The organism is Pseudomonas sp. B21128 (assembly GCF_044218865.1).
Classification (GTDB): domain Bacteria; phylum Pseudomonadota; class Gammaproteobacteria; order Pseudomonadales; family Pseudomonadaceae; genus Aquipseudomonas; species Aquipseudomonas iridis.
Map to the genome: position 1 here is coordinate 2635411 of NZ_CP162590.1, position 24487 is coordinate 2659897.

Annotated in this window: 16 protein-coding genes; 7 read left to right on the forward strand and 9 right to left on the reverse strand. The window is 58.0% G+C overall.

Annotated features, from left to right (window positions below):
• Positions 1–126: 126 nt before the first annotated feature.
• Both AB4P91_RS11735 and groL read left to right on the forward strand, forming a co-directional pair.
• A complete protein-coding gene (locus tag AB4P91_RS11735) occupies positions 127–420 on the forward strand; it encodes a co-chaperone GroES (protein WP_007916610.1) in 294 nt (97 codons plus the stop codon).
• Positions 421–471: 51 nt separating this feature from the next.
• On the forward strand, positions 472–2115 hold the full coding sequence (gene groL, locus AB4P91_RS11740; RefSeq protein ID WP_150592796.1) for a chaperonin GroEL: 1644 nt from the start codon (positions 472–474) through the stop codon (positions 2113–2115).
• 200 nt (positions 2116–2315) lie between these two features.
• On the opposite strand, the gene AB4P91_RS11745 is transcribed toward groL, so the two are convergent.
• On the reverse strand, positions 2316–3059 hold the full coding sequence (locus AB4P91_RS11745) for a phosphatase PAP2 family protein (RefSeq protein WP_395604841.1): 744 nt from the start codon (positions 3057–3059) through the stop codon (positions 2316–2318).
• A 218-nt stretch (positions 3060–3277) separates the two neighbouring features.
• Between AB4P91_RS11745 and colR the strand changes: the two genes are divergently transcribed.
• From colR to AB4P91_RS11770, 5 genes are all read left to right on the forward strand, one after another.
• Positions 3278–3961 (forward strand): two-component system response regulator ColR, encoded by a 684-nt coding sequence (gene colR, locus AB4P91_RS11750; RefSeq protein WP_042560717.1) that lies wholly within the window; start codon positions 3278–3280, stop codon positions 3959–3961.
• Complete coding sequence (locus AB4P91_RS11755) at positions 3951–5234, forward strand: HAMP domain-containing sensor histidine kinase (protein ID WP_042560716.1); 1284 nt, start codon at positions 3951–3953, stop codon at positions 5232–5234. Before colR ends, AB4P91_RS11755 begins: the two co-directional genes overlap by 11 nt.
• A 152-nt stretch (positions 5235–5386) precedes the next feature.
• Entirely contained in the window at positions 5387–6055 is a 669-nt protein-coding gene (locus AB4P91_RS11760; RefSeq protein ID WP_150592798.1) for a class I SAM-dependent methyltransferase, read from the forward strand.
• A gap of 3 nt (positions 6056–6058) precedes the next feature.
• Complete coding sequence (locus AB4P91_RS11765) at positions 6059–6775, forward strand: lipopolysaccharide kinase InaA family protein (RefSeq protein ID WP_150592799.1); 717 nt, start codon at positions 6059–6061, stop codon at positions 6773–6775.
• A gap of 2 nt (positions 6776–6777) precedes the next feature.
• The gene (locus AB4P91_RS11770; RefSeq protein WP_150592800.1) at positions 6778–7005 is read left to right on the forward strand and encodes a hypothetical protein; all 228 of its coding nucleotides are present in this window, start codon (positions 6778–6780) and stop codon (positions 7003–7005) included.
• 110 nt (positions 7006–7115) lie between these two features.
• Here AB4P91_RS11770 and AB4P91_RS11775 read toward each other — a convergent pair whose 3' ends face one another.
• The 8 genes from AB4P91_RS11775 to AB4P91_RS11810 form a co-directional block, all read right to left on the reverse strand.
• Positions 7116–10151, reverse strand: coding sequence for a multidrug efflux RND transporter permease subunit (locus AB4P91_RS11775; protein WP_395604842.1), 3036 nt, complete (start codon positions 10149–10151; stop codon positions 7116–7118).
• Positions 10152–10164: 13 nt separating this feature from the next.
• A complete protein-coding gene (locus tag AB4P91_RS11780; RefSeq protein WP_150592802.1) occupies positions 10165–11313 on the reverse strand; it encodes an efflux RND transporter periplasmic adaptor subunit in 1149 nt (382 codons plus the stop codon).
• 179 nt (positions 11314–11492) lie between these two features.
• On the reverse strand, positions 11493–12593 hold the full coding sequence (locus AB4P91_RS11785) for a DUF1513 domain-containing protein (protein ID WP_150595706.1): 1101 nt from the start codon (positions 12591–12593) through the stop codon (positions 11493–11495).
• A 14-nt stretch (positions 12594–12607) separates the two neighbouring features.
• The gene (locus AB4P91_RS11790) at positions 12608–13672 is read right to left on the reverse strand and encodes an imelysin family protein (protein WP_150595705.1); all 1065 of its coding nucleotides are present in this window, start codon (positions 13670–13672) and stop codon (positions 12608–12610) included.
• A gap of 27 nt (positions 13673–13699) precedes the next feature.
• The gene (locus AB4P91_RS11795) at positions 13700–15127 is read right to left on the reverse strand and encodes a di-heme oxidoredictase family protein (RefSeq protein ID WP_395604843.1); all 1428 of its coding nucleotides are present in this window, start codon (positions 15125–15127) and stop codon (positions 13700–13702) included.
• A gap of 363 nt (positions 15128–15490) precedes the next feature.
• A complete protein-coding gene (locus AB4P91_RS11800) occupies positions 15491–16843 on the reverse strand; it encodes an imelysin family protein (RefSeq protein WP_150592806.1) in 1353 nt (450 codons plus the stop codon).
• Between the two features lie 234 nt (positions 16844–17077).
• Entirely contained in the window at positions 17078–19129 is a 2052-nt protein-coding gene (locus tag AB4P91_RS11805; RefSeq protein ID WP_150592807.1) for a bifunctional diguanylate cyclase/phosphodiesterase, read from the reverse strand.
• A gap of 436 nt (positions 19130–19565) precedes the next feature.
• The gene (locus AB4P91_RS11810) at positions 19566–24257 is read right to left on the reverse strand and encodes an RHS repeat domain-containing protein (RefSeq protein ID WP_395604844.1); all 4692 of its coding nucleotides are present in this window, start codon (positions 24255–24257) and stop codon (positions 19566–19568) included.
• Between the last annotated feature and the right edge of the window lie 230 nt (positions 24258–24487).

The window sequence follows — 24487 nt, forward strand, 5'->3', positions numbered from 1 at the left end:
TTCTGGCAGTTGCGCCAGTCAGACTTCCGCGTCTCGCTCGACGAGGCGCACCCGGCGAAGGCCGGATTTGTTAAACCCGCCGGGACTACACCGGCCGATGAAAACCACAATTAGGAGAGATCGACAATGAAGCTTCGTCCTCTGCATGACCGCGTCGTAATCCGTCGCAGCGAAGAAGAAAAGAAAACCGCTGGCGGTATCGTCCTGCCAGGTTCGGCTGCTGAAAAAGCCAACCACGGTGTGATTCTCGCTGTAGGCCCGGGCAAAGCTCTGGAAAACGGCGAAGTGCGCGCACTGTCCGTTAAGGAAGGCGACAAGGTTGTGTTCGGTCCTTACTCCGGCAGCAACACTGTGAAAGTCGACGGCGAAGACCTGTTGGTAATGAGCGAGAACGAAATTCTCGCCGTTATCGAAGGCTGATTACCCCCGTCCATTTTCCCGCTACTACAAAGTATTTAAGGAATATCGATCATGGCTGCTAAAGAAGTTCTGTTTGGCGATTCCGCCCGTAAGAAAATGCTCAAGGGCGTCAACGTCCTGGCTGACGCTGTAAAAGCGACCCTGGGCCCGAAAGGCCGTAACGTGATCATCGAGAAGAGCTTCGGCGCTCCGACCATCACCAAGGACGGCGTTTCCGTCGCCAAAGAAATCGAACTCGAAGACCGTTTCGAAAACATGGGCGCGCAGCTGGTCAAAGACGTTGCCTCCCGTGCCAACGATGACGCAGGCGACGGCACCACCACCGCTACCGTGCTGGCACAGGCCATCGTCAACGAAGGCTACAAAGCTGTCGCTGCCGGCATGAACCCGATGGACCTCAAGCGCGGCATCGACAAGGCGACCATCGCCGTTGTTGCTGAGCTGAAAAACCTGTCCAAGCCATGCGCTGACACCAAGGCCATCGCTCAGGTCGGCACCATCTCGGCCAACTCCGACAGCTCCATCGGCGAAATCATTGCCGAAGCCATGGAAAAAGTCGGTAAAGAAGGCGTGATCACCGTTGAAGAAGGCACTGGCCTGGAAAACGAACTGTCGGTTGTAGAAGGCATGCAGTTCGACCGTGGCTACCTGTCCCCGTACTTCGTCAACAAGCCTGAGACCATGGTTGCCGAACTGGAGAGCCCACTGGTTCTGCTGGTCGACAAAAAGATCTCGAACATCCGCGAAATGCTGCCGGTACTGGAAGCCGTTGCCAAAGCCGGCCGTCCACTGCTGATCGTTTCCGAAGACGTTGAAGGCGAAGCCCTGGCGACTCTGGTTGTGAACAACATGCGTGGCATCGTCAAGGTTGCAGCCGTCAAGGCTCCAGGCTTCGGCGACCGTCGCAAGGCCATGTTGCAGGACATCGCCGTTCTGACCGGCGGTACCGTTATCTCCGAAGAGATCGGCCTGAGCCTGGAAAGCGCCACCCTGGAAAATCTCGGTAGCGCCAAGCGTGTGACCATTTCCAAGGAAAACACCATCATCGTTGACGGTGCTGGCGTAGCTGGCGACATCGAAGCGCGTATCGCTCAGATCCGTGCTCAGGTTGCCGAAACGTCCTCGGACTACGACCGTGAAAAACTGCAAGAGCGTCTGGCCAAGCTGTCCGGCGGCGTTGCAGTCATCAAGGTTGGCGCTGGTTCCGAAGTTGAAATGAAAGAGAAGAAAGCCCGCGTTGAAGACGCCCTGCACGCAACCCGCGCAGCCGTTGAAGAAGGCGTGGTACCTGGCGGTGGCGTTGCGCTGATCCGCGCTCTGGAAGCCTTGAGCAACCTGACCGGCGACAACGCTGACCAGAACGTTGGTATCGCTGTACTGCGTCGTGCCGTTGAAGCGCCGCTGCGCCAGATCGCTGCCAACTCCGGCGATGAGCCAAGCGTCGTGGTCAACGAAGTCAAGAACGGCAAAGGTAACTACGGTTACAACGCTGCAACTGGCGTGTACGGCGACATGATCGAAATGGGCATCCTGGACCCTACCAAGGTGACTCGTTCGGCATTGCAGGCAGCAGCTTCCATCGGTGGCCTGATCCTGACCACCGAAGCTGCAATCGCTGACAAAAAAGTAGACGCTCCGGCTGGCGGCGGTATGCCAGACATGGGCGGCATGGGTGGCATGGGCGGCATGATGTAAGCCAGCCTTACCCTGTAACGCAAAAACCCCGCCTGCGATAAGCAGGCGGGGTTTTTTATTGCCGCTGATTTGAGATTCACCTGAAACCTGAGCGCGGCCATCGCTGGCAAGCCAGACTCCCACACGGATCTCCAGTGTTCACAGATGCCATGAGCAGCAGTGATCCCTGTGGGAGCTGGCTTGTCAGCGAAGGCGTCAGTTCAGGCGTTGACCGGTTGTGTGTTGATCACCGATTCAGCCTTCACCGACGGGCGATACAGCACCCAGTAATACGATCCCAGACAAATCAGCCAGCAGAAAATCGCCGTCCACACGTTGTGCGAAAAGAAGTGCGCGCCCTGCATCATCCGGCTGATCGAGAACACCGAGCCCAGCGCAAAGGCAAAGATAAACGCCTGTCGCGCCAGGCGCGGACGCCGGTCACGCAACACGAAGAACAACGCAAACAGAGTAAACCCGGTGGCCGCGTGTCCGCCCGGCCAGCAACGCCCGGGTTTATCGGTCGGCGGGCGATGATCCATCAGTTTGCTGTAGGTTTCATGGCCGCCGAACTGCTCCAGGCTCCAAGGGCATTGCACGGCGGTCACTGCTTTGACCGGCGTCACGAACGAAGTCGCCAGCCCAAGGGACAGCACCAGACAGCCCAACTCGCGCTTGAACGGCTTGAGCTTGTTGATGAAGAACGCGCCGATGAAACCGAAAATGGCGAACACCGAAAATGCGATCACAACCTGCTTGGCGCGGTCGTGCAGGATGTCTTCGAGGAAGAAGCTGTGCCGGCCGATGAAGTCCCCCGCAATCGGATCGTAGAACAGCCTGGCCAGATCCATGTCCAGATCGGTCAGTTCGAGCAGCATCAGCACCAGTGCAGCCAAGGCAGGAATGCCCAGGCACAACCAGAAATTCAGAGGCCTTGAAACGGGACGGGCAGAGGTCGACACCATGGCAATTCCTTGGTCGGCAAATGTTGTGAGGGGCGTAATCGCGCGCAGTCTGCGCCCGCGTGCGTGGGTGATTTGTTAATCGAAAGTGAAAAAATCGTTGGCCGGCACAAACGACCGGTTTATCGATAAACATCCCGCTTCATGCCTAGCCCTGAGCCACCGTTGGCCGTAAGCTGCGCGTGCCATGACGGCGGTAACCGTGTACGCAAGAGGTGCCCATGCGAATTCTATTGGTCGAAGACAACCGCGACATCCTGGCCAATCTGGCCGATTACCTGGGGCTTAAAGGCTATACGGTCGATTGCGCCCAGGACGGTCTGTCGGGCCTGCATCTGGCGGCCACCGAGCACTACGACCTGATCGTGCTCGACATCATGCTGCCCGGCATCGACGGCTACACCCTGTGCAAACGCCTGCGCGAGGACGCCCGCCGTGACACTCCGGTGATCATGCTCACCGCTCGCGATCAACTGGACGACCGTTTGCAGGGCTTCAAGTCCGGCGCCGACGATTACCTGATCAAGCCTTTCGCCTTGTCCGAGCTGGCTGCGCGGATCGAAGCGGTCATGCGCCGGGCGCAGGGCGGCGGCCGGCGTGCCTTGCAGGTCGCCGATCTGAGCTACGACCTCGACACCCTGGAAGTGACCCGCGAAGGCAAGCTGCTCAAGCTCAACCCGGTCGGCCTCAAACTGCTGGCGGTATTGATGCAGAAGAGCCCGCACGTGCTGCGTCGGGAAATTCTCGAGGAGGCGCTGTGGGGGGATGACTGCCCGGACAGCGACAGCCTGCGCAGCCACGTCCACCAATTGCGTCAGGTGATCGATAAACCGTTTGCCAAACCCTTGCTGCACACCGTGCACGGCGTCGGTTATCGCTTGGCCGAGGGGCGTGATGGAGTTTAAGCAAAGCCTTTCCCAACGGATCATCATCGCCTTTGCGCTGATGAGCGCACTGGTTGCCGGCGCCTTCGCCATGGGCATTGTCGCGACGGTGCATCTGGTCGAGGAAAAACTGATTTCGGCAGGGCTGGGCGGCGATTTGCAGCGCCTGTTGCTGATGGACAATGTCTCTGACTGGAGCCATCGCCCGGAGCCGGATCAACTGTTCTACTTCAGTGGTGGCCCCGGCGACTTCGACTTGCCCAAGGATCTGCGTCATCTGGATGCGGGTTTCCACGAAGTTTTCCGCGAGCAGCTGTCGTACCACGCGATGGTCGAAGTCGTGGATGGGCGGCGGTATGTGCTGCTGCAGGATCAAAGCGATTTCGAAGAACGTGAGCGTGTGCTGTTTGCCGTGGTGCTGGTGGGCTTTGTGCTCAGCCTGGCGTTGGCGGTATTCCTCGGCTGGGTGCTCGCGCGCAAGGTCATGGCGCCGGTGGTGCGCCTCGCTCGTCAGGTTCGCCATCGCGATCAATTGCTGGGTCTGGCGCCGCCGCTGGCGCCGGACTACGCGGCCGATGAAGTCGGTGAGCTGGCGGTGGCGTTCGATGCCACGCTGGGGCGTTTGCGCCAGGCTCTGACCCGCGAACGACTGTTCACCAGTGACGTCAGCCATGAGTTGCGCACGCCGTTGATGGTGCTGGCGAGCTCCTGCGAACTGCTCTTGGAAAACCCGGGAATCGACCAGCGCGGCCGTTCCCAGGTCGAGCGTATTGCCCGCGCCAGCGAGGAAATGCGCGAGTTGGTGCAGACCTTCCTGATGCTCGCCCGCGCACAGAATGAAGAAGCCGGGGCGGCACCGCAGCAAAACCTGACGCAAGTGGCAGAAAGTCTGGTGTGCCTGTGGCGCGAGCCGATCGAGCGCAAGGGATTGACCCTCACCCTTGATCCCGGTAACCCAGCGGATACCCGCTATAACGCCACCCTGCTGAACGCCGTGATGGGCAACTTGCTGCGCAACGCATTGCATTACACCGAGCACGGTTTCATCCGGCTGACGCTCACCGCCAATGGATTTGTCGTCGAAGACTCCGGCGTCGGCATTCCTGAAGAGAAACGTGAGGCCATGTTCGAGCCTTTCGTGCGTGGCAGCGAGAAGCGCGGGGAAGGTCTGGGGCTGGGTCTGTCACTGGTACAGCGCATCTGCGAAAACCAGGGTTGGACTGTGAGCCTGAGCACGATGGAACCCAATGGCTGCCGCTTCGAGGTAGATCTTGGCCATTTCGGACGCAAATAGTGGCTTCAGGCTACTCCCGCCAACCTGTCTAAATCCTGTATAACGTTGTAATAATTTGTCGGTGTACCTGACATTTTTTTCACATTTGGATGACCTGCTGCTGACACGCCGCTCCCTAAGGTGGTGCCATCAGTAATTCAGGAGTCCTGGTGATGACCGGCCCGATCAAGCTCGATTTTTCCGAAAAGTACGACGATCAACACGCTAAGAAATATCTGCGCAAACATAAAGAAAGCCTCGGACGTCGTCTTTCCCATCTGCGCGACGAGCAGATGGCGCGCAAGGCTCTGACACTGGCGGGCGAACCCGGTCTGGTGCTGGACTTGCCTTGCGGTGCCGGACGCTTCTGGCCGTTGCTGGCGGAAAAGCCCAATCGGGTGATTATCGGTGCGGACAACTCCGAGTCGATGATCAAGACCGCATTGGAAGGACAACCGGCGGATGTGGTGAAACGGGTGCAACCGTTGCACACCTCCGCTTTCGATATTGCTTTGCCGGATAACGCCGTCGACAGCATTTTCTGCATGCGCTTGCTCCACCACATCGGAGAAGCCGAGCACCGCATGGCGATTCTGCGCGAGTTCGAGCGCGTGACCCGTGACAGCGTGATCGTGTCGCTGTGGGTCGACGGCAATTTCAAGGCCTGGAAACGCAAGCGTGCGGAAAAGGATCGTCCCAACCGTGATTACCAGAATCGCTTTTTGATTCCGGCGGCTACGGTCGAAAAAGAATTTGAAGCAGCGGGTTTCCGCATTCAGGAACAACTCGACTTTATTCCGCTCTATGCGATGTGGCGAGTTTACGTATTACGCAAGAGGTAAAGCATGGCAGTGCAAATGGCAGCAGAAGCGCAAGTGACTCCTCAGGACAGTTTCGACTACTACTGGAGTCAGCGTGGTGAGTGGGTCGAAGAACCCAATGTGCGCCGTGGCGGCGAAAGCGGCGTGCAACGGATTGTCGGCCGCGATGGCCAGTTGCTGTATGCCAAACGCCAGACCGGTCACATTTATCGCAGTTGGCTGCATCCGTTCGGACGCCCGACTGTACTGCGCGAGCTGGATGCCCTGACCGGTGTCAGCAAGCTCGGCGTTCGCGTGCCGCAAATCGTTTTCTGCGGTGCCCAGCCTGATCCGCAGCACAAGTGGCGGGCTCTGCTGGTAACCAAGTCTCTGGACGGTTTTCAGGAACTGGAACACTGGCTGGCGTCTGCCGGTGGTCGCGATCAGTGCGGCGACGCGGTCTATGAGCGTGTGCTCAAGGATCTGGCCGAAAACCTGGCGCGTATGCACAAGGGCCGCTGGCAGCACAGTTGCATCTACATCAAGCACGTTTTTGTGCGGGTGACGGGCGAAGGCGAGTCGGCCACCGTCGAAGTGGCGTTGATCGATCTTGAGAAATGCCGCCAACGTCTGACCGCCTATCGCGCCGCCTCCCATGACATGAAGCAATTGCGTCGCCATTCGTCGTTCCGCGATGCCGACTGGAAGAAACTCGTCTACTTTTACGAGACGGCGTTTGGCAGCGCTATCAAAGGTTTATAGCGATGAAACTCGAAATTGCACGAGGTTTGTTCTTGGTAGGAGCCTTGGCAGTTGCTTCACTGGCGGTGGCTGCCTGGGAGCAGCCGCGCATGCAGGTTCTCGGCGCATCCACGACGGATGCGCACTGTGCAGTACCACGGATAGCGAAAGCTTCCGTGGCAACTCAACCCGATCATGATTTGTTGTTATTCATGTTCGGACTGACTCAAGGCATGAGGCCACAGAGTTGAACCGATTGAAGCCCAAATAAAAGGCCTCGCAGATGCGAGGCCTTTTTTATTGTGCTTTATCAAGGTTCACCCCAGCCCCTGTGGGAGCGAGCAGGCTCGCTCCCACAGGGTTATTGGGTTTGTTTGGGATCGGGTTTCGCCAGCAGTGTGTAAATACACGGCAGCACAAACAGCGTAAACAGCGTCCCGATCGACATCCCCGTCGCAATCACCATCCCGATATCAAAGCGGCTGACGGCCCCCGCGCCGGTCGCCAAAATCAGCGGCACCATGCCGAACACCATCGCTGCCGTGGTCATCAACACCGGGCGTAGCCGAATCGCTGCGGCCTCTTCGACCGCTTCACGCGCCGACAGGCCCTTGTCCTTGCGTAACTGGTTGGCGAACTCGACGATCAGGATGCCGTGCTTGCTGATCAGCCCGATCAACGTCACCAAGCCGACCTGGGTATAGATGTTCATGCTCGACCAGCCGAGGAACAGCGGGATCAGCGCTCCGCAGATCGACAGCGGCACCGTCACCAGAATCACCAACGGATCACGGAAACTTTCAAACTGCGCCGCCAGCACCAGGAAAATGATCGCCAGCGCTAGCGCGAACGTCACCCACAAGGCACTGCCTTCCTGCACGAATTGTCGCGATGCGCCGCCATAGTCGAACGCGAACCCGGCCGGCGCCTCTTCCCGGGCGATCTGCAATACGGTGTCGATCGCCTCGCCCATGCTCACCAACGGGAAACCAGAGATCTTCGCCGCGTTGAGCTGTTGGAACTGGTTGAGTTGACGCGGTCGTGCGCGGTCGCTGACCTTGATCAGCGTCGACAGCGGCAGCAACTCGCCCTGGGTGTTTTTCACGTAGTAGTTGTTCAGCCAGTCCGGGTTGTCACGGAAGGGGCGTTCCACTTGGGCGATGACCTTGTAGCTGCGCCCTTCGATGGTGAAACGGTTGATTTCCGCCTCCCCGAGCAACGTCGCCAGGGTGCCGCCCAGATCCTGCATCGACACGCCCATCTGCGCCGCTTTGGCGCGGTCGATGTCGACCACCACTTCCGGTTTGTCGAACGCCAGATCGAGGTCGACAAAGGCAAACTTGCCTGACTCCATGGCGCGTTTCTTGATCCGGTCGGCCACTTGCAGCAGCAGTTCGTAGTCGTTGGCCGTGTTGATCACGAACTCGAATGGCAAGCCTTCACCCGTGCCGGGCAGGGAGGGCAGGTTGAAGCCGAAAATCTGCAAGCCCGGAATGCTCTGCAGTTTGCCTTGCACCTCGGGCAGGATTTCCATCTGGGTACGGCCGCGCTCGTTCCAGGGCTTTAGCAGGAACCCGCCAATGCCCGCCTGTACGCCGTTGTAACCGTTAATCTGGAACGAGGAGTAGTACTCCGGAAACTCCTTGAAGATCTTGATGAATTCGTCGGTGTACGTGCTCAGGTAATCGAGGTTGGTCGGCTGCGGAGCGGTGGCAATCATGAAAATGATGCCCTGGTCTTCGTCCGGCGCCAGTTCCGATTTGGTGAATTTGAGGAACACCGGGATCAGGCACAGCACAATCAAGGCGAACACCAGCACCACCGGGCGGGTGTTCAACGTGCCATGCAGGGTGCTCTGGTAGCGGCGCTTGAGGCTTTCAAAGATGCGGTCGAGTCGATGCGCCAGGCCTGTGGGGTTCTCCTCGTGACGCAGCAAAAACGCACACATCATCGGTGACAGGGTCAGGGCGACGACGCCGGAAATCACCACGGCGCCGGCCAGGGTCAGCGCGAACTCCTTGAACAGCGCCCCGGTCAGCCCGGTGAGGAAACCGATTGGCGCATAAACCGCCGCCAGAGTGATGGTCATCGACACCACCGGCATGGCGATTTCACGCGCGCCCTCAAGCGCTGCGTCAAACGGGGTTTTTCCTTCCTCGATATGTCGGTGGATGTTCTCCACCACGACAATCGCATCGTCGACCACCAGGCCGATGGCCAGCACCATCGCCAACAGGGTCAGCAGGTTGATCGAGTAGCCCATCATCTGCATGAAGAACATCACGCCGATCATCGACAGTGGAATGGTCACCACCGGGATCACCACCGAACGCAGTGCGCCGAGGAACAGGAACACCACGACGATGACGATCAGCACCGCCTCGAACAGGGTTTTCACCACTTCATCGATGGAGGCCTGAATGAACAGCGTGGCGTCGTAGGCGATCTCGCTTTTGAGGTTCGGCGGCAGCTGCGCCTCCAGCTCCGGCATGATCTTGCGCACTTCCTTGATCACATCCAGCGGGTTGGCTCCCGGCGAGGCCTTGATGCCGATATACACCGAGGGCGTGCCGCCGAACGAGCTGATCGAGTCGTAGTTTTCCGCGCCCATTTCGACCCGAGCGACATCGCTGAGCAACACGCGGCTGTCGCCACTGACCTTCAGCGGAATCGCCGCGAAGGCTTCGGCGGACTTTAATTCAGTGTTGGCGTTGATGCTGGTGACCACGTACTCGCCTTTTACCTCGCCGGCGGCGGAGAGGAAGTTGTACTGGCGCACGGCATTGGTCACGTCGCTGGCGCTGAGGCCGAAACCGGCGAGCTTCACCGGATCAAGCCACAGGCGCATGGCGAATACCTGATTGCCGAGGATCTCCGCTTCGGCCATGCCGGGCAGGGTTGCCAGTTTTGGCTGGATCACCCGTGACAGGTAGTCGGTGATCTGCGGGTTGCTCAGGTCTTTGCTGAAGAAACTGATGTACATCAGCGCCGAGGCGTCGGCGGACTCCTTGCTCAGTACCGGGTCTTCGGCGTCTTGTGGCAGTTGGTTTTTGACTTCGTTGGCCTTGGCCAGCAACTCGGTGAACAGGCGGTCGGTATTGGAACCGATGCGCGCGTAAATCGAAATCGTCGAGAAGTTTTGCCGACTGACCGACGTCATGTAATCGATGCCCTCGGCGCTGGCCAGACTCTGCTGCATCGGCTGGGTGATATAGCCCTGAATGGTTTCGGCGTTGGCCCCGGGGTAGGCGGTGGTCACCGTGATCAGGGCGTTTTCCATTTGCGGGTATTGGCGCAGCGGCAGCTTGCTCCAGGCCTGGAAGCCCAGCAGCACAATCAGCAGGCTGACCACGGTGGCGAGCACCGGGCGGCGGATGAACGGGTCGGTAAAAGCCATGGGGATTCCTTGATCAGTCGGCGCGGGGCGGACTGTTCTGCTCGCCGAGGGTCTTGTCGTCGCTGATGGCAATGTGGGCGCCGTTGTCCAGTTTGATCTGGCCGGCCGTCACCACGTGTTCGCCGTTCTGCACGCCCTTGTTGATCATCACCAGCCCGTCGCGGCGTTCACCGGTTTCGATGAAGCGACGCTCGGCGACCAGCACTGGTTGGCCCTTGTCGTCTTTTTCGAGGCTGCCGTCCTCGGCTTTCTTCTGCCCGACCACGTAAATCGAGTTGCCGTAGAGGGTGTAGGTGATCGCGCTCTCCGGCACCACGATGTGTTTCTGCGGATCAGGCAGCAGCACTTCGAGGCTGGCGAACATGCCCGGCAACAATTTGCCGTCGGGGTTGGCCAGGGTGGCGCGGACCAGCACGTTACGCGTGGTGCTTTCGACGAGCGGGTTGATCGCGCTGATCTTCCCCTGAAAAACCTGCCCGGGGTAAGCGGCGGCCGAGATGTTCACCGGTTGGCCGATGGCCAGTTTCGGCACCGATTGTTCGGGCACATAGAAGTCGGCGTAGAGGCTGCTCAGATCCTGCAAAGTGGCAATTTTGGTGCCGCTGGCGAGGTAGTCGCCGACGTCGACCTGACGGATGCCGATGGTGCCGCTGAACGGTGCGAGGATGCGTTTTTTCGCCAGCGCTGCGTTGAGCTGATTGACCGTGGCCCGCTCCTTTTGCAGAACCGCCGAGAGTCGGTCGTATTCACCTTTGGAAATGGCGCGACTGTCGATCAGTTGGCTGCCACGACCGAAGTCCAGTTGCGCCAGGCCCAGGTCGGCTTTGGCGGTCTCCAGCAGAGCGGCTTCAACGGCGCTGTCGAGTTGCAGCAGCGGTTGCCCGGCCTTGACCTTCTGCCCTGATTCGAATTTGAGCTCGGTGACGGTGCCGGAGGATTCCAGGCTCAGGTCGACGCCTTGCAGCGCCTTGAGGCTGCCGACGGTGGGCAAACGCATCTGCCACGGGCGCTCGCTGGCAGTGGCCACGGCAACGCTGATCGGTGGTTTCGGCTTGGAGAAGCCTTGAACCATGGTGTAAATCGAAAAGGCTTTGTAACCGCCCAGCACCAGGACAATCAGCAAAACAACACCCAACATGATCAGCATGCGGCGACGCAGCATATTTCCAGTTCCTTGGATAAATCAGGTGAGACAGGCGGGCAACATTACTCCGAGTTCAGGGGGGATTCCAACTGGCAGTTTTTATAGGGAATGGAAAAAGATCGCCGCCGTCTGCCGCGCTCCAGGAGACCGTGATCCCCTGTAGGCGCTGCCGAAGGCGGCGATCTTTTAAACGCGCGTCACGCCATCAGATGAAGATGGTTGTCCCAGAGCCCTGCCGGCAATTCCAGCGGCTTGGCCAGCAGTTCAGCCTGACGGCAATCGTAGTAGCGGCAACGCCCCTGACCCGAGGTCACGACAAAGCCGTCCTGCACCGCACCAACGCCGGCGCAATCGGGCAGCGGTGCGTCGAGGCGGACTTCGCCGCTGTCCAGATCCCAGATGAAGAAGCGGTTACCACGCGGGGCGGTCAGCGCCACCAGTCGCAGGTCGCTGTGCACCGCGACGCTGGCGGTGTAGTGACCCATCGACTGCAACTGATGCTCCGGCACCGGGAACGCCACGAACGGTTGCCCCGGACGCTTGATCGCCAGCAGCTCCGAGCGCTCGTGTGACGCGCCCATGAATTGCTGACCGGCGACGATGGTGCCGTCGCTGGCAATCCCCAGGTGGCGCACGCTGTTCATCTGCTGGGCGAGGGTTTCCTTGCTCAGCAGGGTGCCGTCGCGTTGCATCAGGACCAGGCTCGGTTCCATGGCGCTGAGGTTCATGTCGACGCGGCTTTCGGCCTCGGTCCGAATCCCGCCGTTGGCCACCACCAGCGTCTCGCCGTCGGGCATCCACGACACCTGGTGCGGACCGAGACCATGGGTGGAAATCTCGCCGCTGTGCACCAGCCGCGCGCCTTCGAATTTGTACACCCCGAGCAGGCCACGACCCGGATCGGTGGTGTCGTTCTCGGTGGCGTACAGGTATTCGCCGTCCTTGTGCACTACGGCGTGGCCGTAGAAATGCCGGTTCGGCTGCGACGTCACGGTTTGCAGCAACGTGCCGTCGCGCAGGTCGATCAGGTAGCTTTCGGTCCCCGGCCGGCGGGCGACGAACAGCGCAATCGCCAGCGTCGGATGATTGATGATGTCGTGGCAGCGCTGCCCCACCTGGGTGGCGAACACGCGCGTGCCATCCAGCCGATAGCCGACGGCGTAGTGTTTGCCGTCGGTATCGTCGCGAGCCGACAGCAGCAGCGGGCTCTGATCCTTGCGTTTGAACAGCGTCCAGCCGCCCAGCGTCACTGCTCCCAGCAGCAAACTACCTAAAGTCAGAGCCTGGCGTCGCAGCATGGCACTTGCCCTCATCAGTCACCGTCGTTGGCGTTGAAGCCCAGTTGAATGCCCAGCGCCTTGGCCAGTTCGCCTTCGTGCAGGCGATGGACGACGTTCAGGCTGTCGTAGATATCGTTGAGTTGCTGACGACCCGCGTCGTCTTCAAGCATTTCGCCGAGCGAACGCTGGGTGCTGTCGAACAGTTTCAGCGACGCGGCGTAGGCAGCATCGATCTTGTCCGCCAGTGGCTTTTGCTCAGCCGGCAACAGACCGCGCAGGCCTTTGTTGTCGACGCCTTCCCAAACGGTTTTGGCGGCGGCGAGGCTGGCTTGCAGCGCGGTCATTGACGACTGGCTGCGCCACGCATCGGCCTGGAATGGCTGAGGCACACCTTTGCTCTGACGGCCCATCGGCGTGCCGAGTTTTTTCTTCAGGGTGTCGAGTGCGGTGACCTGCACACGCAGCAGATCGGCGATCGCTTCGTGCGAGTCGGCGTAGCGCTGATTGGGGAACTTGCTCATCTGCGCGAGCATGCCGTCGGTGTTGTTCCAGCCTTGCAGAATCTCTTCGGCCAATTGCTTCTGGCGTTCGCCGATGGCGATCAGCAGCGGGCAGTATTTGGCTTTCTGCTCGGCGTTGGCGACGTCTGGCTTGGCGTCGAACAGGATGTATTCGTACGCCGACAGGCCTTGCACCACGACGCTCGATTTGGCCAGTGCGGCGGCGTCGATCTGCGGTTGCGCGAGGACCAGTTGCTCGACCTGACGGCCGACGAGGTTCTTCTTGTCGGGCCAGAACTGCACCTGCCAGGAACGGTTGCCCTCGGCCAGTGGCCCGATCAGCAATGGTTGCAGCTCAGCCCAGGCTTTCTGCGCGTGCAGGAAGTCGGCGCGGGCGGTTTCCAGCGTCTCCTTGCCCTGACAGTAGGCGAGGGCGCTGACGGCCAGTTGCTTGTCGGCCTCTGCCCAGCGCGTATAGGTCGGCAGGATCACCGACTTGGCGATGGCAGCCGAGGTAACGGCTTGCGGATCCTGCGGCGAGCAGGCGCCGAGGGCGAGGGCGGCAAGGCTGGTGAACAACAGCTTGGGACGGAACATGTCGGGCTCCCGGATCTTTATCTGTATTTAAAGTGAGTTCAAAAACGCCAGCAGCGCGGCACGCTGCTCGGCATTGAAAGCTAAAACCTTTTGCTGCGCAGCTTGGGCTTCGCCGCCGTGCCAGAGCACCGCTTCGAGCAAATTGCGTGCGCGACCATCATGCAAAAACTGGGTGTGGCCACTGACCGCTTGCGTCAGGCCGATCCCCCACAACGGCGGCGTGCGCCAGTCGCGGCCGGAGGCCTGGAATTCGGTGCGGTTGTCGGCCAGACCGTCGCCCATGTCATGCAGCAGCAGATCGCTGTACGGGCGAATCACTTGATTGGCCAGTTCAGGTTCGGCCGCGTTGGCGGCGGTGGTGTATTTCGGTGTGTGACACGACTGGCAACCGGCCTGGAAAAACAGGTTTTTGCCGGCCAGCACTTGTTCGTCGTTAATGCCTCGGCGCGCGGGCACGGCCAGGTTGCGGCTGTAAAACAGCACCAGTCGCAGGATGTTATCGCTGACCTCCGGCTCGCCATTCGGGCCATTGCCGTTCGGCGCCTGTTTGCAGGCGGTTTGCGCGTCAGAGCAGTCATCGAACGGTCTCAGGCGGGTGGTGAGGCCCATATCACCTGAAAACGCGTGAACATTCTGTTGATTGAGGGTGGGTTGCCCGGCTTTCCAGCCAAATCGACCGATGACGGTTTTTTGCAGTTCGTCGTCCCAAACGCGGTTCGGTCGGCCATTGATGCCGTTTTTGTCTTTGGCCTGCGCGGCGGCGTTGGCGAGGATCGCGTCTTCGGGGATCGCTTCAAGCAGGCCGAGGCCGATCATCGGCGGGGCGACACGTGCCGAGAAACGTGTGTCGGGGTGCAGGGGGCCGTAGCCGAGCTGAGTGATCTGCAACACCGGTTTGCGCAGTTCGACTTCGCTGCCGTCCTTGAAACGCACCGAAACCGGCGTGTACTCGACGCGCACCTTGCCTTCCGGCACAACGCCCGGCACGGCCATGTCCTGGAACTGCCCGCCGTACACCGGCTCCGGCACTACGCCGAGCTGCTCGATGACTTTGGCGTATTGCGGCGCATCGGGGATCGACAGGCGCACCAGCATCGACACCGAGTTGGCCGCGTCTGGTGGTGGCGGATGACCGCGACCGTCCTTGATGTGGCAGTTCTGGCAGGCGTTGGTGTTGAACAGCGGGCCGAGGCCGTCGCGCGCGGTGGTGGTCGATGGCGCGGTCACCCAAGGGCTGCGAAAGAAACTGTTGCCGACGCTGAAATCCACCCGCCGCGACGGCGGCAGGTTGGCCGAGGGCAGGGAAAATGCGTTCTGATCGCTCTTGCGCACGGTCGCCGCACCGCCCGAGCGTGCTTCACCGGGCTCAGCCTTGGTGAAACGCGGGGCGTCATCGCAGGCACTCAGGCCCAGGGCCAGAAACAGTGCGGACAAGCGAAGAGGCAGCGAGGGCATCAGACATCCTGCGGACGGGCGAAAACAAAGGCGCAAAGTCTAACAGGGCGAGGGAGTTTGAATAAGAGGAATTATCGTTTGCTTGATGTGGAGCAGGGGGGCTCAGGTGTGAAGCACAGCGCAGAAAACGGTGGGAGCGAGCTTGCTCGCGAATGCGCTGTGTCGGTTGATGCTTCTGTATCTGATCCAGCGCCTTCGCGAGCACGCTCGCTCCCACAGGGATTGTTGGCGTACACAGATCTTGCGAGCGCTGAGAAACCTGTGGGAGCTGGCTTGCCAGCGATGGCGCCATCAGCATCACCGCCAATGGCAGGCATGAAAAAGGCGACCCGAAGGTCGCCTTTTTCAGTCAGACGCGCTTGATCAGAACTCGTGATCAGCGCTGTCCGGGTTCAGGTCGCTGATGCCCAGTTTGCCGGCAGCGGCTTCGATCGAACCGGTCTGCTTGACCAGGGACGCGATGGCGTCCCGCACGACCTGATTGCCGGCCGTGTTGCCCGCCGCGATCAACTGGTCGTAGTGCTCACCCTTGTTGGCGTGATCAACCATGACCTGAATCTTGGCTTCGGTCGCGGCCAGATCGGCTTTCAGTGCGGTATCGGCAGCCGGATCGGCCTTGGCCACCAGCGACGACAGGCTGGCGCCGGTCATCTTGGTGCCGTCAACACGGGTGTACTCGCCCAGGTAAACGTTACGAATGCCTTTGGCATCGTAGAAGTGCGAGTAGTGAGTGTTGTCGCTGAAGCAGTCCTGTTCGTCTTCCGGGGAGTTGGCTTCCAGAGAAACCTTCATGCGCTCGCCCGCCAGTTCGCCCAGGGACAGGCTGCCCATGCCGAAGAGCATTTTGCGCAGACCGGTTTCGCCCGGCTCGGCTTCCAGGGTGGCGCGGTAGTTGTCAGCCACGTTCGGCTTCCAGTTACCGACCATTTCTTCCAGGTCGCTGACCAGCAATTGGGTCACCGACTTCAGGTAAGCACGACGACGATCGTTGTGACCGCCAGTGGCACCGGCGCCTTCCAGGTAGTCGGAAGCAGGACGGTTGCCAGCGCCAGGGCCGGTACCGTTGAGGTCCTGGCCCCACAGCAGGAATTCAATGGCGTGGTAGCCGGTGGCGACGTTGGCCTCGGAACCGCCCAGTTCATTCAGGCTGGCGAGTTTTTCCGGGGTGATGTCTTTGACGTCGACCTTGTCTTCGCCGACCTGGACTTCGGTGTTGGCGATGATATTGGCAGCGGCGCCCGGGTTACCCAGTGCGTGCTCGTAGGATTTGTCGACGTAGTCGATCAGACCCTCGTCCAGTGGCCAGGCGTTAACCTGACCTTCCCAATCGTCGATGATGGTGTTGCCGAAGCGAAACACTTCGCTCTGCAGGTATGGAACGCGAGCGGCGACCCAGGCAGCCTTGGCGGCTTTCAGGGTGTCGGCATTCGGTTTGGCAAGGAAGGCGTCGATCGCAGTTTGCAGGGTTTTCGCGGTGGATTCGGCATCGCTGTAAACGGCGAAGACCATGTCGGCATAGTGCGCGACCACAGCCTTGGCGGCGGCATCGTCAACTTTACCGGCAGCAGGCGCAGGCGCAGCGGCAGGGGCTGGAGCAGCGCTGCTGGAAGCCGGCGTCATTTCGGAGGCTTTTTCTTTGTCTTTGCCTTCGCCGCAACCGGCGAGAGAAATAGCGATGGCCAGCAAACTGGCGGTAGCCAGAGGCATACGAATCATGGCGAACATCCTGCTTCGGTAGTTGAGTGAACTCGCGCTGGAGGCGCAAAACTGCGACATAATGCAAATCTTTCGCATTATGTGTAAAGGGCAGTGCTTGGAAATATTTCTTATTCGCGCATCAAGATCAAAAGATCGTCCGATCGCGGCACGAGCCTGCGGCAGCTCCTACAGCGGAGCGCATGTCAAATGTAGGAGTTGTCGAGTGAAACGAGGCTGCGATCTTTTGATCTTCTAGAGGATTGCCGCGTTGCTGCGCTGCGCCTGCTTGAGATAAACGCTTAGCTCCCGCGCCGGCAGCGGTTTGCTGTAGTGATAGCCCTGACCTTCGTGGCAGCCTTCGGAGATGATGTAGCTCTCCTGCTCGGCGGTTTCCACGCCCTCGGCGATCACCTGCATGCCAAGGCTTTTGCCCAGTTGGATGATCGCGCGAACGATGGTCGCATCGTCGTCATCGTCCAGCAGATCCTGCACGAAGCTTTTGTCGATCTTGATCTTGTCCAGCGGCAGGCTTTTCAGATAACTCAGCGATGAATAACCGGTGCCGAAGTCGTCGATGGCGATCAACGCACCCGAGCGACGCAGGCTCAGCAAGTGCTGGGCAGCGGTGCTGATGTCTTCCATCAGGCCGGTTTCGGTGACTTCCAGTTCCAGACTGCGCGGCGGCAGGCGGTACATCTGCATCAGGTTGTTGACCACCCGTGGCAGCTCGGCGTGGTGCAATTGCACGGTGGACAGATTGACCGCCATGCGCAGATCGGCGAAGCCCTGGTCGTGCCATTCGCGCAATTGCTTGCAGGCCTGATCGAGTACCCATTCACCGATGGCGATGATCGTGCCGTTCTGTTCGGCCAGCGGGATGAACAGGTCTGGCGGCACCAGGCCGTGTTCCGGGTGCTGCCAGCGAATCAGCGCCTCGACACCGACCACGCGGTGATCGCGATAGCTGATCTGTGGCTGATAGACGAGGTAGAACTGGTCACGCAGCAACGCATCGCGCAGGTCTTTTTCCAGTTCACGGCGGCGGCGCATCTCGCTGTCGACGCTGGCGATGTAGAACTGATAACGATTGCGCGAGCGGGTCTTGGCCAGCGTCATGGTCTGTTCGGCCTTCTGCAACAGCTTCTCGGTGCTGTCGCCGTCCTCCGGGAACAGGGTGATGCCGATGGTCGCGCGCAGACGGATCTCCTGATGATCGAGGGCAAATGCTGCTTCCAGGTCATCGAGAATGCTTTGCGCCAGTTCCGCCGCTTCGTAGGGTTGTTCTATATCGGCTTGCACCAGGGCGAACTGATCGCCGCCCAAACGGGCGAGGGCGCCGAGGCGACCGCTGTGGGCGCGTAGTCGATCGGCCAACGCCAGCAACAGTTGGTCACCGGTCTGATAGCTGAACTGCTCGTTGATGCCTTTGAAATCGTCCAGCCCCACGCATAACACCGCGACCCGGCGTTGCAGTTTGCCGGCGTCGACCAGAATCTTGTCCAGTTGCTGCTGCAATTGCTGGCGGTTCGGCAGACCGGTGAGGAAGTCGTACTGGGCCATGCGCAGCAGGCTGTTTTCCGCCTCGTGACGCAGGTGCGTATTGCGCTCGATCGATTCGAGCAACTGGTTGGCGGTGGTGATCCAGATGCCCAGCTCGTTTTTCTCGTGGCCCTTGAGCTGCGGGATCTTGTGCTCGCTGGGACGGTCCGGATTGATCTCGGTAAGGTGCTCGATGATCCGCGACAGCGGTTTGGTCAGCAGCCAGTGATAAACCAGATACAGCACCAGGCCCATGGCCAATGCACGCAAAACGCCGGAGATGAAGATGATCACGGAGCTGACGATAAAGCCTTCGCCATAGGTGGCGGTGTCGAGGGTGATGCTCAGGTCGCCGTAATATTCGCTGTAGGGGCCGCGTCCCACCAGTTGCGTGGTGAACGTGCGTTCCTGACCCAGGATCAGGTCGGTCAACCAGCGGCTGCTGGAATGCTGCAGGTCGCGGGACTTTTGCGCGAGCATGGCTTCGTTGGGATGGCCGATGGACGCCTGGCGCACGGCCTCATCCTGGAACAAGCCTTCGATCACCTGCATGCCCATTTCACGATCGAGGCTGTAAACGGCCTGAGTCGACGGATCGCGGAACATGTCGAGTATCCGTTCGGCGTCACCAGCCACCGCCTGACGGGTCTTGTAGGCGTCGAAAACAATCTGCGCGCAGCTCAAGACAACGCCGACGATCAATGCTGACAGGAGCACGACCCGGAGCAACTTCACCGACAAGCTGTTCTTGAGTTCCAGCTTCAAAGGGTTATTCCTTGTTCCGAGCGGTAGCGTCAATTTGCCATGAGTATTGGCAATCCCGGGTTGGCAGTCAAAGGGACAATCAGGCACAGGATAACTTGCCTGCAGGGCTGGCCAGCATGCAGCTATCTGGAGTATTAGCCCTATTCGTACTGTGTCGGTAGTTTTAGCCCTCAACTTGAGCGACGCGGGACAAATTTTCTTCTGTTGGATGTTAGTCCTCTGTGGCACGGCGGCAAGCGGCGCGTGGCGGCTTTGAGCGTGAGAACAACGCTATTTGCCTGTTGGCGCTGCTGAAGGCCGCGATTTTTGACATTGAACAGCACAAAATCGTAGCCCTCGGCAGCGCCTGCAAAAAGCCAAAGTGAAAGAAAACCCGGCATAGCCGGGTTTTGGTAGGTAGGTATCATCGGAACCGGATACGGGTTACCAATCAGCGCTACCGAACGGCGGTCCAAAGTGCAGCCCAGTTACCATGAGGTAAAGAGGTGCCATACCCGAGATACGAAGCCAATAGATCGGTGTAGTCCGAATTAGAATCCGAGTTCGGCTCCGGACTGGATCCGATATTTTCCAGGATTCCCAAGATGCTGGAAGCCATGGTGTTGAGGTCTTCAAAGTTGAATGCTTGAAATGATTTTGTAAATGCCTTGGTGTTGAACCTTCCGCTCTGAAACAGACTCCCGGCTCCGGTCATATTCTTCGTCCCCCCGCCGAGGGCCTTGAGGAATGCCTTACCGGCAGATGAAAGTGTCGCCGTGCGTTGGAAAATGCTGTTGCCGATAGCCCGTGCCGTATTAGCCAAACATTTGGCAAATTGGACTGCATTCTGCACAATCTTCGATCCTAGGGTCCAAAATCCAAAGACCATTCCAAATACCATCCCTCCCCAAGCCAATACGGACGACAATTCTGGATTGGTGTCAGCAATGACTGCCGATATGACGGACATTGTTGCGGAAATAACGGCGAAAGCGACGGAGAGGCTAGCGACTACCAGGCTCGCACCCGCTGTCATGATCGCCATTAATACACCAACACCGCTCCAGATAGCCGTGACCATAATCGGCCCCGACTCCCCAAGACCCAATGGTTGCGGGAGGTTGTCCCCCCAAATGTTGCTCAATGCTCTACTCGCCGAGAAGTGGCCACTCGGATCGTGATAGTTGACGGGTTCGCCATCATTGCAATAACCGTACGCGTGGGGACCGCCCGCGTCGAAGGGGCTGGCCGAGTCGGGGGCATTGAACTGTCGGGTCGCAGGGTCAAGAAATCGGTACCCGGCACCCAGTGGATACTGTCCGCTGACGGCGTCACGCAATTCACCTTTGGCACCCAGCAACGATTCCGGTTCGGGAAGGAAGAGTTCGCCGTAAGGGGAATAGGCATGAAATTTTGAGGTTCCGGCCTGCACGTCATGAGTCATCCACACGGTGCCGTCGAGGTCGCGCAATGCGAACAATGTTCGATTCACGCCTGAACGCCTGACACGTTGTATGGTGCAGGCGGCACTGCCCGGCTCAAGGTGACGATTGCTGTCGTTGGTGCCGAGTGCGTAGTCGCCATTAATCTGCAATTCGTTATAAAGGGTTTGACGTTTACCCTCGCCCTTCCCGTGGTCATACGTCATTAGCCGATCGGTGGGATCGTAGGTGTATCGGGTGCCTCCTGCCTGTATGAGTCGCCCCAACCAGTCGTAGCTGTATGTTTTTCCGACCTGATCCCTCTCCATCCGACCAGCCTTGTCGTAATACAGGCTCGCATCGCGAGTGTAGTCCTGATGGCTGTTCTTGATTCTCTCCAGGCGGGAACCGGTGTTCCGATCGTAGCTATAAGTGGCGGTGTTCTTGCCTCCGACGAAGGTGGTGATGCAGTCGGCGACATTACCCCGTATGTCGTAAGCGAACTGTTCCTCGCTGATGGGTGTGCCCTTGGGGGTCAGTGGACTCCATACCCCCGTGGTCTTGCATGACTTGAGTCGACCGCCCGCGTTGTAAGTGAAGCTGCGCGAACCTTTTATATCGGCGCCATTTTTCAGCTGAACCGATTTGATTTTTCCATCTGCGTAGTAAGCAGTTGCGATTTCCAGATTCGCTTGGTCGTTGCCAGCGAACATGAACCGGCGGCTCGTTTCACGTTGTTCCGCGTCATAGGTATAACTTACGTTGACGGTTTTCTGAGCACCGTCCGCGGTATCTACAACGGCTTCCTCACGTAATTGCCCCTGGTCGGTGTAACTGAATGTCGTGGAATGGTCGGGGCTGACACATTGGATGCGCTGCCCTTTGTCGTTATAAACAAACTTCGTCAGTTTTCCGGACGCGTCCATCACACTGAGCAAGCGCCCCCTTGGTGAGTACGAGTAGGACAGTTTCTTCTCTTCGCCTGGTCGAGTCTGAACGCGTTGTTGGGTGATTTTTAAATCGCGGTCACGGGTATATTCGAGAAAGTGTTCTCCCTCGCTTGCGTTGGAGACTCGCTGCTGCCCGTAGGCATACGTGAAGGTTTTTTGCTGACTTCCATTTTGAGTGCTGACTTTGCTCGGTTTATTGCCAAATTCCTTGATGTATTCATGCAACAGGACGACACCGTCAGGCTTAGTGGTGGAGGTGGGTACCGGGCTGGCTCCCTCGTACGTGTACTGTTCCGTGACGCCTGCTGAGCCCCTATTGATGGTACGCCCCCATTGATCGAACAAACGGGAGCCCAATAATTGATATCGCGCCCCAGACCTGATCGCGATGTGCTCAGGGTCGTCATTCGGTGAATGCCTGGAATAAGCGTATTCATAAGTGTAATTCTGTGATGGGGGAAGAAGGACAACGTTATCTATTTCCTGATGGTCCTCCTTTAGCACGCGTCCGAAGGCGTCATAGTCATAGTCGATGTTGGTAACGCCGTATTCTCCCGTTGTCCGTAAATGCTGCAAGAGATTCTTGGCGTCATAAGTAGCGATCTTGGTTTGGTAGACCTTGCCGTCTTGTCCAACCCACTCGACTTTCTTGATTGTCTCGTCCCGATTGTAACTTGTGATCTTGCGGTGCTTGTCTGTCGACTTTCCGCTCCACTCTTGCCGAACCATCTCTATCGGGTCGTATTGAATGAAATATTCTCGACCATCACTGTAGCGTGTTCCACCGTCTTCACCCCACGGATCATATTTTTTCTCGCTCCACACGACCATTACCGTGCCGTCCTGGTAATCATATTGGGTGCTGCGCAGTTCGCGCCCGGAGTCGTCGTAGCTGATCTCCTTGTTCAGTCGCTGCGTGCCTGCGGAAACGTATTCGTACTCCCTGAGCAGACGATCCTGGCCATCGTATTCATTTAAAAGGACTCGTCCATTTGGCTCAGTGATCTTCACTTTTCCGGGAGACGGGTAAGCGTATGTAGTGGTCTGTTTATAGGTTGAACTTTGGGCGCACAGGGTATGGCTGGTCACTCTTCCAAAAGCGTCATAACTATATTCAGCCCGATTGCCGTTTGTATCTACCTGGCGAATGAGACGTCCGCTCAGGACACTTTGCGTGTGTGACGATTTCCGCGTACTCGTGTCAAAGCTCTCAACTTCTTCGATTATCTCGATCGTCAGTTCTGTATTGTTTGGCCCTCCGAGCGAATACACGAAGGAACGTTGCGGTTCATGGATTTGGTTGCGCGTGCGGGTGACTTTCTTTTGGCGGCCTTTACGAAAATCATTTTCGTCGTAGTAAACGATTTTCTGGATTTCCGAAGCGCGGTCGATTGGCGAACCGAATGGATTAAAATTTTCAACAATGACGGCGGGCTTGAGCTCGCTCATCCCGCTTACACTGATGTACTCGTAAGTTTTTGTGATGAGGGTACGGTCCAGAAGGGTGTCTGCTTTCGTAGACTCTTTACTTATATAGTTTGAAAGGAATTTTTCTCCATCAATATATGTGAAGTTTTTAATTATCCCGTCTTGTCTGCTTTCAATCAGGCCGCCATTCTTGTCGAGTTTGTTGTGAATTGGTATTTTTCGAGATTCACCATGGCTGTCGTAAGTCATGTTCCTGCTGTTTTGCAAGTTGTTTTCCGTGGTGGATATTCGGTAGTCTGTTTTATATTCCCCGATGCCTTCGAAATGCACGGTTTCTGAAATGATTTCGTTGTCGAGTATTTTGAACCTGTAAGTGGTTGCTTTAGTGGGTTCGATTTTTTTTGTTTCGTAATACAGATCAGTTAAGTTGTAGCTATATTTATAAGAGGCGCGACACGTTGGCGCGCCGCCATTAGGAATCTTTTTATATTCTTCGACGCAGGGAATCCCTCCGAAAGCGGGGGGCGGGAAGGGCACGCCCTTGTCATCGTATTGAATCGCCTCGACAAGGCCTTCCCAACCCTTGAACTCATTCATTAACCAGCCCGCATTTTTGTGATCGATATATCCGAAAGTGGCTTCGATACCTTCAGCGAGTTTCACTGATCTAAGAGCGTAGTCTTCAATGGTCAGCTGATAGCGTAGCGTCTCCGTGGGATCATCGGGCCAATAAGTCACGGTGACAGGCGCGCTGGGCTGATTTTCATCTTCGGCAAGTGTGTAGTTCAGTTCAATCAGCGTGCGGGTTTTATCCTGGATGCTTAGCAGCATGATTTGATGGTAAATTCTCCAGTCTATAACATGAGGAGTGCTGGTCCAGCTAAAGGTTACATAGTTATAACCGTCAGTTGTCAGTGATTCGGGTAGATAAAAATCAGTATCTCCTAACTTTGTCAATACTTCTGTTCTGCCACCCTTGCGGTAAATAGTCAGTTTGCCGTCGGTGCCCCATTCAGCGATAAGCACTAAGTTTTTTAGGTCTTCGCCTTTTTTCAGGTCCAACTTCTCTCCTGTGTGCAGCGTCAGCATTTCGTGCTCTTCGCTATAGATAGCGAAATTGTGTTCCCAGCCGTCACCCAGTGCGAACATGTTATTACTTAATGGACTATAGAACAGGCTCATATCGACTATCGGGCCGCTGCCGGAATTGCCGATTACCGAGGGCATCTTCAGGTACGCCTCAAACAAACCGGTGCGAGGGTTAACCATGTTGGAACTCTGGGTGGTGGCGTTGAAGACCGGATCGCTTGCGTAATTGGCCGGATCCGTGCCCATTGGATTATGCGCCATGTTTAATCTCCCTATAGATGCGTTGCCCTGAACAATCAGGGCCTTCATGGAGATCTGAACGTACGCAAAAACATGACGACAGGTAACTGTCAGAACTGACAGTTATTTATAGTGATTTGGAATAGTGGGGATTTTCTAGATGAAGGTTTCGAATATCAGATCGATGTGTACTCAAGCGTTTTTCTGCAGGCAAAAAAAAACCGAAGCCCTGTTCAGGGCTTCGGTTTTTT

What these genes read in the sequence shown, in the direction of transcription:
- AB4P91_RS11735 (WP_007916610.1), top strand. Translation starts at nt 127, where the DNA reads ATGAAGCTTCGTCCTCTGCATGACCGCGTCGTAATCCGTCGCAGCGAA.
- groL (WP_150592796.1), top strand. Translation starts at nt 472, where the DNA reads ATGGCTGCTAAAGAAGTTCTGTTTGGCGATTCCGCCCGTAAGAAAATG.
- AB4P91_RS11745 (WP_395604841.1), bottom strand. Translation starts at nt 3,059, where the DNA reads ATGGTGTCGACCTCTGCCCGTCCCGTTTCAAGGCCTCTGAATTTCTGG.
- colR (WP_042560717.1), top strand. Translation starts at nt 3,278, where the DNA reads ATGCGAATTCTATTGGTCGAAGACAACCGCGACATCCTGGCCAATCTG.
- AB4P91_RS11755 (WP_042560716.1), top strand. Translation starts at nt 3,951, where the DNA reads ATGGAGTTTAAGCAAAGCCTTTCCCAACGGATCATCATCGCCTTTGCG.
- AB4P91_RS11760 (WP_150592798.1), top strand. Translation starts at nt 5,387, where the DNA reads ATGACCGGCCCGATCAAGCTCGATTTTTCCGAAAAGTACGACGATCAA.
- AB4P91_RS11765 (WP_150592799.1), top strand. Translation starts at nt 6,059, where the DNA reads ATGGCAGTGCAAATGGCAGCAGAAGCGCAAGTGACTCCTCAGGACAGT.
- AB4P91_RS11770 (WP_150592800.1), top strand. Translation starts at nt 6,778, where the DNA reads ATGAAACTCGAAATTGCACGAGGTTTGTTCTTGGTAGGAGCCTTGGCA.
- AB4P91_RS11775 (WP_395604842.1), bottom strand. Translation starts at nt 10,151, where the DNA reads ATGGCTTTTACCGACCCGTTCATCCGCCGCCCGGTGCTCGCCACCGTG.
- AB4P91_RS11780 (WP_150592802.1), bottom strand. Translation starts at nt 11,313, where the DNA reads ATGCTGCGTCGCCGCATGCTGATCATGTTGGGTGTTGTTTTGCTGATT.
- AB4P91_RS11785 (WP_150595706.1), bottom strand. Translation starts at nt 12,593, where the DNA reads ATGCTGCGACGCCAGGCTCTGACTTTAGGTAGTTTGCTGCTGGGAGCA.
- AB4P91_RS11790 (WP_150595705.1), bottom strand. Translation starts at nt 13,672, where the DNA reads ATGTTCCGTCCCAAGCTGTTGTTCACCAGCCTTGCCGCCCTCGCCCTC.
- AB4P91_RS11795 (WP_395604843.1), bottom strand. Translation starts at nt 15,127, where the DNA reads ATGCCCTCGCTGCCTCTTCGCTTGTCCGCACTGTTTCTGGCCCTGGGC.
- AB4P91_RS11800 (WP_150592806.1), bottom strand. Translation starts at nt 16,843, where the DNA reads ATGATTCGTATGCCTCTGGCTACCGCCAGTTTGCTGGCCATCGCTATT.
- AB4P91_RS11810 (WP_395604844.1), bottom strand. Translation starts at nt 24,257, where the DNA reads ATGGCGCATAATCCAATGGGCACGGATCCGGCCAATTACGCAAGCGAT.